The sequence below is a fragment of the Xenorhabdus poinarii G6 genome, assembly GCF_000968175.1.
Taxonomy (GTDB): domain Bacteria; phylum Pseudomonadota; class Gammaproteobacteria; order Enterobacterales; family Enterobacteriaceae; genus Xenorhabdus; species Xenorhabdus poinarii.
On the sequence record NZ_FO704551.1, the window covers coordinates 3,307,892 to 3,323,184 of the forward strand.

A 15,293-nucleotide genomic window follows, 5' to 3' on the forward strand; every position below is an offset into this window, starting at 1 on the left:
ATATTTTTTATTTTACGACTAATGTATTGTGGCAGCGGTTTTTATATTCCATTCCATTAATTAATCAGACAATCAATGAATACATTAATAAGCTTTGGTCTATGGCTCAGATTTTTCATCCAAATCTTCTGGAAGGTGAGGTCTGATAGCATTAAATTCATTTAACAACGCCAGAAATTGCGCCATTTTTTCTGACGTAAATGCATTCTCCATGGCCTGATAACCTTCTTCTACCAGCTCTTTTACCTGTTCATAACGCGTTACCCCTTCTGAATCCAAGGTAATATACAGCTTACGCTGATCACTCATCGGTTTCATACGTTTGATCAGTTTCTCACGCTCCATGCGTGTCAAGATCCCCGTCAAACTTGGCCGCAAAATACAGGTGTTACGCGCCAGATCATTAAAATCAATTGAACGTTTATCCGCAAGTACGCGAATAATTCGCCATTGCTGCTCTGTCAATCGATACTGCTTTAAGGCAGGCCGAAAATAAATCATGGCGGTTTCTCTCGCCTGGAGTAATAAAACTGTCAAAGATTGGTGCATAATTAACTCTGTTGGCTACTGGTGACTGTCTATCGTGTTAATGCCTAAGCTTTAATGCATCAGTTTTAACACGTAAATTTTAACACATCGGTTTTAACACATCGGTTTTTACACGTCAGTTTTAACACATGCGCGATATATTATAAAAATAAAATAATAAAGCGTCGAAAATAGCAACATATGACTCATTATCTGCAAGAAAAAATACTTCAATGTTAACAAACAAATATCTTATTCTTTTCCCGATGAAGCCCAAAAAAATCCCTGCCAATTCCAAATCAGGTTGATTAAGCGATAACAGTTTGCACTTGATGCTGGAAAAAATAGTCATCCGTTGAAGTCGATGGCTGACAGCATGTTGCTATTTATTTAAGATGACTTTATGCCCCGGCTAACAGATCAAATGCGCCTGTCTTGCGAATAATGGTGATTTTTGCAGGTGACGATTTGCCCTGCTTCAATTAACATATCGCACCTTAAAATAGCGTAGGCGGCAGTGCTTTTTGCTCTCGTGATCAGAAAACGGCGTTGTGATGTGCTGTTGAAAACGGGGGGCATGCAAAACAAAAGCGATGAAAAACAAGACTTATTAAATGCCAGACCTATTGAAAAACTATCTCTATCGACAGCCAATGATGATCGATATCCAACAAAAGCAGCCACTCTGCAACCGTTAATAATATTGTCTAACAGAAAACTGAGTCGAAATTTATGCCATTTACTCTTGGTCAACGCTGGATAAGCGATACAGAAAGCGAACTTGGATTAGGTACCGTCGTCGCGCTTGATGCGCGTATGGTGACGTTACTTTTCCCTGCCAGCGGAGAAAACCGTCTTTACGCACGCAATGATTCACCCATTACCCGCGTTATGTTTAATGTAGGCGATACGGTGACCAGTCACGATGGCTGGAAGCTCAAGATTGACGATGTTCAGCAAGATAATAACCTGCTGATCTATGTCGGTACTCGTCTGGACACTGAAGAAGAAAATGTCTGCTTACGGGAAGTTTTCCTGGATAGCAAGCTAACGTTTAATAAGCCACAAGATCGCCTGTTCGCGGGGCAAATAGACCGAATGGATCGCTTTGCTTTGCGTTTTCGCGCCCGTAAACACCAAAGTGAGCAGTTCCGTCTGGCAGAAAGCGGCCTGCGTGGTATTCGTGCCAGTTTGATCCCTCACCAATTACACATTGCTAATGAGGTAGGTAAACGTCACGCACCTCGTGTATTGCTGGCAGATGAAGTGGGGTTGGGTAAGACCATTGAGGCGGGGATGATTATCCATCAGCAATTAATGGCCGGACGCGCAGAGCGGGTATTAATCATTGTGCCAGAAAGCCTGCAACATCAATGGCTGGTAGAAATGCTGCGCCGTTTTAATCTGCGTTTTTCGCTGTTTGATGATGGCCGCTACAGCGAAGCGTTGCTTGACAGTGACAATCCATTCGAAACAGAGCAATGGGTGATCTGTTCCCTGGATTTTGTTCGCCGCAATAAACAACGTTTTGAACTGCTGCTGGAAGCCAGTTGGGATTTGATGGTCGTCGATGAGGCTCACCATCTGGCATGGAGCGAAAAATCCCCCAGCCGTGAATATCAGGTGATTGAACAATTGGCAGAACAAATTCCGGCCGTCTTGCTACTGACCGCGACGCCAGAGCAGTTGGGACAGGAAAGCCACTTTGCCCGTCTGCGCCTGCTAGATCCCAACCGTTTCCATGATTATCAGTCGTTTATTGATGAACAGCAACAATATCGCCCGGTGGCAGATTCCGTCACGCTGCTGTTATCCGGTGAAACACTGAATAATGATCAACAAAATGCGATTGTCGAATTGATCAGTGAACAAGATATTGAACCACGGCTGAAAGCGGCAAACAGTCATCAAGGTGAAGAAAGCGAAAATGCCCGCCGTGAATTGATCACTATGCTGATGGATCGCCACGGCACCAGCCGATTGCTTTTCCGCAATACCCGTAGTGGCGTGAAAGGCTTCCCACACCGTGAATTACGTGAGATCAAGTTACCCTTGCCCGCGCAGTATCAAACGGCAATCAAGGTTTCTGAAATCATGGGAGCCAAAAAAACCGTAGAGGCGCGCGCCAAAGATATGCTCTATCCTGAGCGGATCTATCAGGAATTTGAAGGGGAAAACGCGACATGGTGGAATTTCGATCCCCGCGTAGAATGGCTGATGGGTTTCTTGATGGCAAACCGCGATGAGAAAGTGCTGGTGATCTGTGCCAAAGCAGAAACGGCACTGCAACTAGAGCAAGTGTTGCGTGAACGCGAAGGTATCCGCAGTGCAGTGTTCCACGAGGGGCTATCCCTGCTAGAACGTGACCGGGCGGCGGCTTACTTTGCGTCTGAAGAAGAAGGGGCACAGGTACTACTCTGTTCTGAAATTGGTTCAGAAGGGCGTAACTTCCAGTTTGCTAACCAACTGGTCATGTTTGATTTGCCATTCAACCCGGATTTGCTGGAACAGCGTATCGGCCGTCTGGATCGTATCGGTCAGAACCGCGATATCAACATCAGTGTGCCTTATCTGGAAAATACCGCGCAATCCATTCTCCTGCGCTGGTATCACGAAGGGTTGGATGCGTTTGAACATACGTGCCCAACTGGCCGCGCCATCTATGATAAATATTATGAAACCCTGCTGAATTTCCTTGCCAAACCCAATGTGCAAACCGGATTCAATGAATTTATCATCGAGTGTCGCGAGCATCATGAAAAGCTCAAACAGCAATTGGAACAAGGGCGTGACCGCCTGTTGGAAATGAATTCTAACGGGGGTGAACAAGGCCAGAAACTGGCTGAAAAGATTGCGGCACAGGATAATGATACGGATCTGGTGAATTTTTCCCTGAATTTGTTCGATATTATTGGTATCAATCAGGAAGATCGCTGCGACAATATTATTGCCCTGCATCCCTCCGATCATATGCTGGTGCCTGATTTCCCAGGGTTACCCAAAGATGGCTGTTCTATCACATTTGACCGCGAAAAAGCCCTATCCCGCGAAGATACTCAGTTCCTGAGCTGGGAACATCCGATCATCCGTAATGGGCTGGATTTGATACTGTCAGGGGATACCGGCAGTTGTGCCGTTTCTATTCTGAAAAACAAAGCATTACCCGTCGGTACTTTGTTGGTTGAACTGATTTATGTGGTGGAAGCTCAGGCACCGAAGCATCTGCAATTGACCCGTTTCTTACCACCAACGCCAGTGCGGCTGTTGCTGGATTTGAAAGGCACCAACCTGGCTCCGCAGGTCGAGTTTGAAAGTTTCAACCGCCAGCTCAATGCGATTAACCGTCACAATGCCAGCAAGCTGGTCAATGCGGTACAGAAAGAAGTGCATACTATTTTGCAGTTATCGGAATCACTGGTGGAAGAACAAGCAAGAGCGTTGATTGAAAAGGCGAAGAAAGAGGCTGATGATGTGCTGTCAGCTGAATTATCACGTCTGGAAGCGCTGAAAGCGGTTAACCCTAATATCCGTGATGATGAGTTAGCAGCGACTGAAGCCGAGCATAAGCATCTGCTACTTAATCTTGACCAGGCTAACTGGCGTCTGGATGCCATTCGTTTGGTGGTTGTTTCTCATCAATAATTCCCCGTCATAGGGGATCAATTTCCGCGTTATTGTCAGCGCCGGGACGCTTGCATCAGGTGTCCCGGCGTTTTATCTGAAAAACACTCGACGATTTAGGGTCATACACTGATAGAATGCGCCCCGTCATTTTTCTGATTTTATTATTTTCCGAGCCAATTTTTCCGACCCATTGGAGCCGCTATGCTGGAGTCTTATCATCCCCCGACAGATCCTTGGTTATATGTGCTGTATCAGGATGAACACATTATGGTTGTTAATAAACCCAGTGGATTACTTTCTGTGCCGGGTAAAGCAGAAGAACACAAGGACAGTATTATGACACGGATACAAGCTGAGTATCCGACCGCCGAGTCCGTCCATCGATTGGATATGGCGACCAGTGGTATTATGGCCGTTGCTTTGACGAAAGCCGCCGAACGTGAGTTGAAACGCCAGTTCCGTGAACGTGAGCCGAAAAAAGTCTATATCGCGCGGGTATGGGGAAAGATGGCGCAAGAGAAAGGATTGGTGGATCTGCCGCTAATTTGCGATTGGCCAAACCGGCCGAAACAAAAAGTCTGTTTCGAAACGGGAAAATCCGCACAAACTGAGTATCAGGTACTGGAATATGAAGCTCAGTCAACACGTGTCAGATTGTCACCCATCACCGGCCGCTCTCACCAGCTTCGGGTTCACATGCTGGCGCTTGGCCATCCCATTCTGGGCGATAGATTTTATGCTCATGAGCAGGCAAGAGAGTCAGCTCCTCGCCTGCAATTACATGCCCAAGCCTTGTTCATTACCCATCCGGCTTATGGCACGCCAATGCATTTTGAGTGCGAAGCCGAATTTTAAGGTCGGTTCCTTCGGACATTAAATTGGAGTCAGCGTTATTTAAACCCCTTCTCTTTTTTAATCCAATCATAAGCCGCTTGAATGGACTGTGCTTTCTGTTTCGCCAGCTCCATCATTTCTGGTGGTAAACCTTTTGCCACCAGCTTATCGGGATGATGCTCACTCATCAGTTTTCGATACGCCCGCTTAATGGTTATGGCATCATCCTGTTCATTGACGCCCAATACCTTACAAGCATCGGCTAATGTCGCACGCGGCTGTCTATGGCCTTGATAATGCCCATGCTGTTGGTACTGCCCCCCAAAATCATGCGCATCGAAATGGCGGCCGCCTTCCATCATGGCAAGAAATTGTTCAAATTGAATACGGGAAATCCCTAATTCTTCGGCGATGACAAACAGCACCGTTCTTTCATTAGGATGCAGTTCGCCATCCGCAAATGCGGCTTGTAACTGAATTTCCAAAAACATCCGAATCAGATCAAAACGACCGAGGCAAGCACGCCGTAATTGCCGTAATGTTTCACGTAAAGGAAATTCGGGCTGTTTGCCTTCACGAAACGCCTGCTGGGCGGAAAGCCGCGCTTCCCCATGCAATTGCATTCTATTCATCAGCTGAGTAGCGAGCTGAATATCTGTTTCTGTCACCCGACCTTTTGCTTTGGTCAGATGTCCCAATACCTGAAAAGTGCTGCGGAAAAACAGCGTCTGTCGGGTTGGGCCTTGCGGGGTCATCCCCAATTTTTTCGCCCTGACTTTGTCGAGGATATGACCCAGCAACAAGCCAATCACAATTCCCCAAAACCCAGTGCCAGACGCAATCCCAAAGATTAAGCCAAATAATTTTCCCCAATACTGCATATAGTCTTTAATTCCCCAATGCCCTGAGCGCGATTTTGCATTATCATACTATTCATTAAGCTCTGTGCCTAACGGCAAGATTAGCAAAGTTAAACTTTACTCTGGCGTGTATATCCAATAGATTTCAGTTGCAACGCGGCGGCGAGGGGACAAAGCCCCGATCGCATAGCGAGCCGGATGACCAGGCTGTATGGCCTGATTATGTGATCTGACTTCACGATACCACCTGATTATGCAGCCTGACTATGCGACAAGAGTGAGAAAACGCAGCCAACAAAGCAGCAGCTTGAAAGAGAAAAGATATCTATCTCAACTGTGTTAGTCTCTGAACATTTGCCGGCACGATGCCACTGATGACGGAACCGCATAAACATCTATGAATAAATGTTATCCTACCCTGCTGGCCACCATGGTATGGGCAGCGCTTTACAGTCAGCAGGCTCATGCTGACCTTGCAGCACAATGTATGCTGGGTGTCCCTGTCTACGATAAGCCGATTATCACGGGCGATCCCAATAAAATCCCTGTTCACATTACGTCCGACGATACTCACGGTGAATACCCCAATGCCGTTGAATTCACGGGGAATGTGGATATTCAACAGGGCAATAAAACGCTGACGGCCGATAAAGTCTGGCTCGAACAGAATCAGGAGCAGGATAAACGCCCCTTTCGTTCGGTAACCGCAACCGGCAATGTGCATTACAGTGACCCTCAGATCATCTTAAAAGGGCCACGCGCCTGGGCTAATCTGAATAATAAAGATGCCGATGTGGAACAAGGCAATTATCAGATGGTGGGTCGTCAGGGACGTGGTAGCGCAGACAAAATGAGTCTGCGCGAACAAAACCGCTATACCATTTTAGATAATGGAATATTCACGTCCTGCCTGCCCGGTAATGATAGCTGGAGTGTGGTGGGTTCCGAAGTCATTCTTGACCGTCAAGAAGAAGTGGCTGAAATCTGGAATGCCCGTTTCCGCGTGGCGAATGTCCCAGTGTTTTACAGTCCCTATTTGCAGTTGCCGATCGGCGATAAACGTCGTTCTGGTTTCTTAATTCCCAATGCCAGTTTCTCCAATAAAGATGGCTTCCAATTCTTTTTGCCCTATTACTGGAACATTGCGCCTAATTATGATGCCACAATAACCCCCCATCTCATTACCATGCGGGGATTAAAGCTAGATAATGAATTCCGTTATTTAACCCAGGCGGGAACAGGCACTGTTGCGCTGGATTGGATTGGCCGTGATCGTTTATATAAAGAGGATAAAAGCCTCAACATCAGACCTGAACGGGATAGTCATAGCCGCTGGTTATTCTACTGGAATCACAGTGGTGTGATGAATCAGGTTTGGCGTTTCAGTGCCGACTATACCAAAGTCAGTGATCCGAACTATTTCGGTGATTTCAGTTCACAATATGGTTCCAGCACCGATGGTTATGCAACCCAGAAATTCAGTATTGGTTATGCTCAACAGAACTGGAATACCACACTGACAACCAAACAGTTCCAAATATTTACCCCCAGTGAAGGCAGAAAAGCTTACCGGGCTGAGCCACAGTTGGATTTCAATTACTACAAAAATGATCTGGGGCGATTTGATTTTCATACCTATGCTCAGGTGGCGAAATTTACCAGTGTTGGTAATCTGTGGCCAAGTGCCACGCGCTGGCATTTTGAACCGGCCATCAACTTGCCGCTCTCCAATGGCTGGGCAAGTATCAATAATGAATTTAAATTAATGGCCACGCATTATGAGCAGGATCTTTCTGATACCATCAAACAAAACGCCCAAACGGCTTCATTAGAAAGGTCGGTAAACCGTGTTCTGCCGGTGTTTAAGTCAGATGCGAACATGGTGTTTGAACGCGCCATGTATTTTAATCAGAATTACACCCAAACGCTGGAGCCACGCGTTCAATATCTCTATGTCCCCTATAAGAATCAGAGTAACATTAACAACTTCGACTCTTCTCTGCTACAGTCGGACTATACCGGGTTATTCCGTGACCGCTTCTATAGTGGCTTAGATCGCATTTCATCTGCTAATCAATTTACTACCGGTATGACCACCCGCGTCTATGATGAAAATCTAGTTGAACGTTTTAGCTTATCTTTAGGTCAAATTTATTACTTTGAACGTCCGCGAACCGAAGATACCGAACGTGATTCAGGTAGCAAGGATATCATGGGTAATAAAAAGGGAACGGGGGCGACAACATGGGCTGGAGATGCGCACTGGAAAATCAATGATTCCTGGGGTCTCAAAGGCGGACTGCAATATGATAACCGTCTGGGCAGTTTAACGATGAGTAATGCCGTCATGGAATACCGCCGTGACGCAGACAGCATGTTACAGTTGAACTACCGTTTTGTTGATCGGGATTATATTCAAGCTACGCTCGGACAATTACCTGCTTATCAGCAAGGTATTTCTCAGGTGGGGATGGTAGCAAGCTGGCCATTGTCAGATCGCTGGGCGTTTGTCGGGGCTTATTATTACGATACTAAAGAGAAACAGCCAGCAAGCCAGATGGTTGGTCTACAATACAACACTTGCTGCTGGGCCGTGAACGTGGGTTATGAACGCAAGATCGTTAACTGGCGCTTCGGTAGCAGCCAATATGACAACAAATGGTCATTCAATGTTGAACTTCGTGGCTTAAGTAATAATCATAGTTTAGGCAGTCAGAAAATGTTGCAGCAAGGTATTCTTCCATACCAACGCGCATTCTGATACCGATAAACGCAATGTAAACAAAATAACCCCGCCAAGGCGGGATTGACAGGATAGGAAATGTATGAAGAACTGGAGATCGCTCATTCTCGGATTGATGTTTTCAGTGAACTCTATCGCAATGGCGGCGCCACAAGAGCTTAATAAAGTGGCGGCTGTTGTTAACAATGATGTTGTGCTGGAAAGTGATGTCAACGGCCTTTTACAATCCGTTAAACTCAATGCAAAACAAGCAGGCCAGCAGATACCGGATGAGAAAACATTGCGTCACCAGATCCTTGAACGCCTGATTATGGACGATATTATTCTGCAAATGGCTAAGCAGATGCAGATTGCTATCCCGGATCAAGCCTTAGATGCTGCGATCACAAATATTGCGGCTCAGAACCATTTGAGCCTCGCCCAATTGGAACAAAGCCTGACCGCAGAGGGCGTGAACTTTGAGACCTACCGTCATCAAATCCGTAAGGAAATGATGATTGCAGAAGTACGTAACAATGAAGTACGTCGCCGCGTCAATATTCTGCCACAGGAGATTGATTCTCTGGCTAACCAAATCGGCAGCCAAAATAGTCAGGACACGGAGCTGAATATCAGCCATATCCTGATCCCGCTACCGGAAAACCCTAGCCAGGAACAGGTAGAAACAGCAGAAAGCACCGTCAGAAAAATCTTATCTGAACTCAAGAATGGCGTGGATTTCGGTAAGTTAGCGCTTACCTACTCCGGTGATACCCAGGCTCTGAAAGGGGGCAATATGGGCTGGAATAAACAACAAGAATTGCCCTCTTTGTTTGCGGCACAACTCCAGTCCGCACATAAGGGGCAAATTGTTGGCCCCATTCGTTCCGGGGTGGGTTTTCACATTCTGAAAGTGAATGATATCCGTGGGGGTCAGATGCCAATCGCCGTGACGGAAGTCGATGCCCGCCATATTTTGCTGAAAACCTCACCTGTTTTGGACGATGAGCAGGCACGCAATAAATTGATTCAACTCAGAGAAGAGATTTTAAGTGGCAAAGTATCATTTGAAAAAGCGGCAAAAGAGTATTCTGAAGATCCGGGTTCCGCGATGCGCGGGGGAGAGCTAGGTTGGAACTTACCGAGCGCCTATGATCCCGCTTTCCGTGATGCGCTCATCAAGCTGCAAAAAGGTGAAATCAGCCAGCCTATTCACTCTGCTTTCGGTTGGCATCTTATTCAACTGATTGATAGCCGCAAAGTTGATAGAACCGATGCTGCCCAAAAAGATCATGCTTACCGCCTGCTGTTTAACCGTAAATTCAATGAAGAAGCACAAAGCTGGATGCAAGAATTACGCGCCTCCGCTTATGTGAAAATTTTAGATGGTAGCAATGCACAACAATAAACCCATCATCATCACCCCCGGCGAGCCAGCCGGGGTTGGCCCTGATTTAGTCATTTCCCTTGCGCAAAAAACATGGCCCATCCAATTGGTTGTTTGTGCCGATCCAGCGCTGATGCTCTCCCGTGCCAGACAATTAAATTTACCCCTACAGCTACAAACTTATTCCCCTGAACACATCTCTTCATCACAAGCCGCCGGAACACTCACTATCCTGCCCGTTCAACTCCAATCTCCGTCTGTAACGGGAGAGTTAAACCGGCAAAACGGGATATATGTCACGGAAACCTTAGCGAAAGCCTGCGAAGGGTGTTTAAACGGGGAATTTTCAGCGTTAGTGACGGGGCCTGTACACAAAGGGGTCATCAATGATGCCGGGGTGTCTTTTACCGGGCATACGGAGTTTTTTGCTGACCACAGCCAGTGCTCAAGAGTGGTTATGATGTTAGCAACAGAAGAACTGCGAGTGGCACTGGCAACAACACACCTGCCAATTCTGGATGTGCCCAAAGCCATCACATTTGATTCGCTCAGGGAAGTTATCACCATCCTCAATCACGATCTGAAAACGAAATTTGGCATTCCCCGCCCTCATATCTATGTTTGTGGCCTGAATCCTCATGCGGGTGAAGGGGGGCATATGGGGCGTGAAGAAATCGATGTCATTATTCCGGCTTTAGAGAGCCTGAGAGCAGAAGGGATATGGCTGGAAGGCCCATTACCTGCGGATACCTTGTTTCAGCCCAAATATTTGCATCATGCCGATGCCGTGCTTTCGATGTATCACGATCAAGGGCTGCCCGTGTTAAAATACCAGGGTTTTGGCAGAGCGGTGAATATTACACTGGGTCTGCCATTTATCCGAACTTCTGTCGATCATGGTACAGCTCTGGAGCTGGCTGGGACAGGTCAAGCTGATGTGGGTAGTTTTATCACCGCATTAAATCTAGCAATTAAAATGATACAAAACAGTAATGAATAATAAAGTCCATCAAGGGCATCATGCCCGTAAACGTTTCGGGCAGAATTTTTTAACCGACCAATTTATCATTGACAGTATTGTCGATGCGTTCAACCCACAGGCGGGTCAAGCCGTAGTGGAAATCGGCCCGGGGTTGGGCGCACTGACTGAGCCGGTCGGTGAACGGATGGATAAAATGACTGTCGTCGAGCTTGACCGTGATCTGGCGGCTCGTCTGCATGTCCATCCCCGCTTGAAAGAGAAGCTGACCATCATTCAACAAGATGCAATGACCGTCGATTTTGGTCAGATTGCCAGAGATCATGGTCAATCTCTGCGTGTATTTGGTAATTTGCCTTATAACATTTCGACACCGTTAATGTTCCACCTTTTCAGCTATACTGATGCTATCGCTGATATGAACTTTATGTTGCAGAAAGAAGTGGTGAATCGTCTTGTCGCAGGACCGGGTAGTAAAGCCTACGGACGTTTAAGCGTGATGGCACAATACTATTGTCAGGTCATCCCTGTTCTTGAAGTACCGCCGACCGCATTTACGCCAGCGCCGAAAGTAGACTCTGCCATTGTCCGTTTGATCCCACACAAGAATATCCCTTATCCGGTTCAAAACATTCGCGTGCTAGCCCGGATCACAACACAGGCCTTTAACCAGCGGCGCAAAACGATCCGCAATAGCCTTGGAAATCTTTTCTCTGTTGAACAACTGGCTGAGCTGGGTATTGATCCAAGTACACGAGCTGAAAATATCGCTGTCGAGCAATACTGTAAAATGGCAAACTGGTTATCATCTCAACCTGACATTGCCGAAGTGAATAAACAGGCGTTGCAGTAACAGGAGGCACCTATGCTCAATGAACCAAGAGTTTATATTCAAGTACAAAGTACTTATGTAGAAAGTCAATCACAACCGGAACAACAACGTTTTGTGTTTGCTTATACAATATCAATTCACAATCTTGGGCATTTCCCTGTGCAACTGATTAGCCGTTACTGGCGAATTACTAACAGTGATGGCCACCTAACCGAAGTTCAGGGTGAAGGGGTTGTGGGACAACAACCTTTGATCCCACCGGGAACCGAATATTGCTACCGTAGTGGTGCTATTTTGGAAACGCCTCTGGGAACGATGGAGGGCTACTATGAAATGCTTGATCACAATGGTCGTCCATTCCGTGCCCCTATCCCCGTCTTCCGGCTGGCTATTCCAACGCTGATAAATTAATTATGGCTACATACCTTATTGGCGACATTCACGGTTGTTATCGTGAATTTCGCGCTTTGTTAGAACAAGTCGATTTTAATCCCAATGAAGACACATTATGGCTGACAGGCGATCTCGTTGCTCGTGGCCCGGATTCATTGGCGGTACTTCGTTATATCAAACAACTGGGTTCTGCAGTTAAATTGGTATTGGGCAATCATGATCTCCATCTGTTAGCGGTTTACGCTAAAATCAGCCGTAATAAGCCCAAAGATTTACTGGATGAATTACTGGCAGCACCGGATGTCGATGAATTGATTAATTGGCTGAGAAAACAGCCCATATTGCAAATCGATAATAAATTAAAACTCGTCATGGCACATGCCGGGCTGACCCCACAATGGGATTTGGAAACGGCCCAAGTTTGTGCCCGTGAAGTAGAAGCGATTCTGCGTAGTGACAGTTACCCGCTGTATCTCAATGCCATGTATGGCGATATGCCAAATAATTGGACACCAGAGCTAAGCGGCCTGGCCCGATTACGTTACAGTACCAATGCGTTGACCCGGATGCGTTACTGTTTTCCAAATGGTCAATTGGATATGATCTGCAAATCCAAACCCGAAAGTGCCCCTGCCCCGCTGAAACCCTGGTTCGAATTACCACGCAATATTCCTGAAGATTATTCTATTATCTTTGGCCATTGGGCAGCACTGGAAGGCCAGGGAACGCCGGCAGGTATCTATGCGCTGGACACCGGGTGTTGTTGGGGGGGAAAACTGACCCTGCTGCGTTGGGAAGATAAGCACTATTTCAGCCAGGATGCATTCCGCCAAACGCAATAAGTGAAATGCACGCGAGTAGACATCGAATGCGTAATACTGCGCAATAAAATAAAGAGAGTTAACATCACGGTAAAGCGACATGTGAAAGCGGATCATCATCTCATTGAAATGCATGTGGATTTGTCGGGTATGGAAATAGTAAAAGCCCTTTCTCCCTAAGGAGAAAGGGCTTTATTTAACCCATCATGATGATATTTTCAACGCAATGGGTCACGCAAACCCATCAGGCATTCGCTGATGTTTAGGCGTTGCCATTATTTGAACGACGGCGAGGTGCACCACCATTGGCATCATCGTTGCCACGACCACGGAAAGCACCACGCTCACCGCCACCACGACGTTCGTTGTTAAAACGACGACCACCATTATTATTGCCGAAACCCTCACGATCACGACGTGGGCCATTGCCGCCATTACCACCATTGCTACCATTACGGCCACCACGACGCTCACGGCGTTCAAATGGTTGTGCTTCACCCAATAACTGCATATTCAATGGCTTGTTCAGAATACGAGTACGGGTAAAGTGAGACAGTAATTCTCCCGGCATGCCTTTTGGCAGTTCGATCGTAGAATGGGTCGCAAACAGTTTGATATTACCGATATAGCGACTGCTGATATCCCCTTCGTTTGCAATTGCCCCCACGATATGACGAACTTCAACACCATCATCACGGCCAACGTCAATGCGATACAGTTCCATATCACCCACGTCACGACGTTCACGACGAGGACGATCGCCTTTGTCACGTTCACCAACACCATTGTTGCGACGACGGTCATCACGATCATTAAATTCACGGCGAGGACGACGTACAGGATCTGGTGGCAGAATCAGCGGACGCTCACCTTGAGCCATCTTCAGCAGGGCTGCGGCCAATGTATCCATATCCAGTTCATCATTGGTTCCCAGCTTAGACAGCAATGCACGGTATTGCTCCAGGTCACTGCTTTCCAGTTGTTGTTGAACATTTGCCGCAAATTTTTCCAGACGACGCTGGCTCAGCAGTTCTGCATTCGGCAATTCAACTTCCGGGATAGTCAGTTTCATGGTGCGTTCAATATTACGCAGCAAACGACGCTCACGGTTTTCAACAAACAACAGGGCACGGCCGGCACGGCCGGCACGACCGGTACGACCAATACGGTGAACATAAGATTCTGCATCCATTGGGATGTCATAGTTCACAACGAGGCTGATGCGCTCAACATCCAGACCACGAGCGGCAACATCCGTCGCAATCAGAATATCCAAACGACCATTTTTCAGGCGCTCAAGTGTCTGCTCACGCAGTGCCTGATTCATGTCACCATTCAGAGCCGCAGAGTTGTAACCATGACGCTCCAGCGTTTCGGCAACTTCCAGCGTTGCATTTTTGGTGCGCACAAAAATAATCGCAGCATCAAAATCTTCGGCTTCCATGAAACGCACTAACGCTTCATTCTTGCGCATACCGTAAACAGACCAGTAGCTTTGGCTAATGTCAGGACGGTTTGTCACACTGCTCTGGATACGAACTTCCTGTGGCTCATTCATAAAGCGACGAGTAATACGACGAATCGCTTCTGGCATCGTTGCTGAGAACAACGCCGTTTGATGTTCAGCAGGGATCTGGCTCATGATGTTTTCAACATCTTCGATAAAGCCCATACGCAACATTTCGTCAGCTTCATCCAGAACCAAACCTTTCAGGTTGGACAGATCCAATGTGCCACGTTTCAGGTGATCGAGCAGACGACCCGGTGTGCCCACCACGACCTGCGGTCCCTGGCGCAGAGCGCGCAATTGAACGTCATAACGCTGTCCACCGTAAAGTGCAACAACATTCACGTTGCGCATATGCTTGGAAAAATCTGAACATGCTTCAGCAACCTGTACCGCCAGTTCACGGGTTGGCGCTAACACAAGGATCTGTGGAGCTTTAAGTTCAGCATCAATGTTATGCAATAAAGGCAAGCTAAAAGCCGCCGTTTTACCGCTACCAGTCTGTGCCATACCTAGCACATCACGACCGTTCAGCAGGTGGGGAATACATTGTTGTTGAATAGGAGATGGCTTTTCATAGCCCAAGTCTCCCAGTGCAGAAAGAATAGGTGCTGATAAACCTAAATCAGCAAAAGAGATTTCAGTCTCAGTGGTCATGTAATGGTGCCTCATTGATCGTGGCGGCCAGTCTACATAACACAGTGAAAAGAATTTCTGTCATTTTCATTTAAAATGTGAACTGGCTCAAATTATGTTATTAAACGAACAAATAAGCCCCCACCTCTAAAGATGTGGACTTTAAAATC

The 15,293-nt window shown here is 46.9% G+C and carries 12 protein-coding genes; 8 read left to right on the forward strand and 4 right to left on the reverse strand.

Annotation, left to right across the window (positions count from 1 at the left end):
• Positions 1-99 precede the first annotated feature (99 nt).
• Positions 100-549 (reverse strand): homoprotocatechuate degradation operon regulator HpaR, encoded by a 450-nt coding sequence (gene hpaR / locus XPG1_RS15205; RefSeq protein WP_045959901.1) that lies wholly within the window; start codon positions 547-549, stop codon positions 100-102.
• Positions 550-1,260: 711 nt separating this feature from the next.
• Here hpaR and rapA point away from each other — a divergent pair.
• Together rapA and rluA are read left to right on the forward strand one after the other, a co-directional pair.
• On the forward strand, positions 1,261-4,170 hold the full coding sequence (gene rapA, locus XPG1_RS15210; RefSeq protein ID WP_045959903.1) for an RNA polymerase-associated protein RapA: 2,910 nt from the start codon (positions 1,261-1,263) through the stop codon (positions 4,168-4,170).
• Between the two features lie 183 nt (positions 4,171-4,353).
• Positions 4,354-5,007: a bifunctional tRNA pseudouridine(32) synthase/23S rRNA pseudouridine(746) synthase RluA gene (rluA, locus tag XPG1_RS15215; protein WP_045959905.1), complete on the forward strand. Its 654-nt coding sequence runs from the start codon at positions 4,354-4,356 to the stop codon at positions 5,005-5,007.
• Between the two features lie 35 nt (positions 5,008-5,042).
• Here rluA and djlA read toward each other — a convergent pair whose 3' ends face one another.
• The gene (gene djlA / locus XPG1_RS15220; protein WP_045959907.1) at positions 5,043-5,867 is read right to left on the reverse strand and encodes a co-chaperone DjlA; all 825 of its coding nucleotides are present in this window, start codon (positions 5,865-5,867) and stop codon (positions 5,043-5,045) included.
• Between the two features lie 376 nt (positions 5,868-6,243).
• Between djlA and lptD the strand changes: the two genes are divergently transcribed.
• The 6 genes from lptD (at position 6,244) to apaH (ending at position 13,001) form a co-directional block, all read left to right on the forward strand.
• Complete coding sequence (gene lptD, locus XPG1_RS15225; protein WP_045959909.1) at positions 6,244-8,607, forward strand: LPS assembly protein LptD; 2,364 nt, start codon at positions 6,244-6,246, stop codon at positions 8,605-8,607.
• 64 nt (positions 8,608-8,671) lie between these two features.
• The gene (gene surA, locus XPG1_RS15230) at positions 8,672-9,976 is read left to right on the forward strand and encodes a peptidylprolyl isomerase SurA (protein ID WP_045959912.1); all 1,305 of its coding nucleotides are present in this window, start codon (positions 8,672-8,674) and stop codon (positions 9,974-9,976) included.
• The gene (pdxA, locus tag XPG1_RS15235) at positions 9,963-10,955 is read left to right on the forward strand and encodes a 4-hydroxythreonine-4-phosphate dehydrogenase PdxA (RefSeq protein ID WP_173425880.1); all 993 of its coding nucleotides are present in this window, start codon (positions 9,963-9,965) and stop codon (positions 10,953-10,955) included. The genes surA and pdxA overlap by 14 nt, the downstream gene beginning before the upstream one ends.
• The gene (gene rsmA, locus XPG1_RS15240) at positions 10,948-11,787 is read left to right on the forward strand and encodes a 16S rRNA (adenine(1518)-N(6)/adenine(1519)-N(6))-dimethyltransferase RsmA (RefSeq protein ID WP_045959915.1); all 840 of its coding nucleotides are present in this window, start codon (positions 10,948-10,950) and stop codon (positions 11,785-11,787) included. Before pdxA ends, rsmA begins: the two co-directional genes overlap by 8 nt.
• 12 nt (positions 11,788-11,799) lie before the next feature.
• Complete coding sequence (apaG, locus tag XPG1_RS15245; protein WP_045959918.1) at positions 11,800-12,177, forward strand: Co2+/Mg2+ efflux facilitator ApaG/CorD; 378 nt, start codon at positions 11,800-11,802, stop codon at positions 12,175-12,177.
• A gap of 2 nt (positions 12,178-12,179) precedes the next feature.
• Positions 12,180-13,001 (forward strand): bis(5'-nucleosyl)-tetraphosphatase (symmetrical) ApaH, encoded by an 822-nt coding sequence (gene apaH / locus XPG1_RS15250; RefSeq protein ID WP_045959920.1) that lies wholly within the window; start codon positions 12,180-12,182, stop codon positions 12,999-13,001.
• A gap of 241 nt (positions 13,002-13,242) precedes the next feature.
• On the opposite strand, the gene XPG1_RS15255 is transcribed toward apaH, so the two are convergent.
• Both XPG1_RS15255 and XPG1_RS19355 read right to left on the reverse strand, forming a co-directional pair.
• On the reverse strand, positions 13,243-15,144 hold the full coding sequence (locus tag XPG1_RS15255) for a DEAD/DEAH family ATP-dependent RNA helicase (protein WP_045959922.1): 1,902 nt from the start codon (positions 15,142-15,144) through the stop codon (positions 13,243-13,245).
• Positions 15,134-15,214 (reverse strand): hypothetical protein, encoded by an 81-nt coding sequence (locus tag XPG1_RS19355; protein ID WP_489981664.1) that lies wholly within the window; start codon positions 15,212-15,214, stop codon positions 15,134-15,136. The genes XPG1_RS15255 and XPG1_RS19355 overlap by 11 nt, the downstream gene beginning before the upstream one ends.
• Between the last annotated feature and the right edge of the window lie 79 nt (positions 15,215-15,293).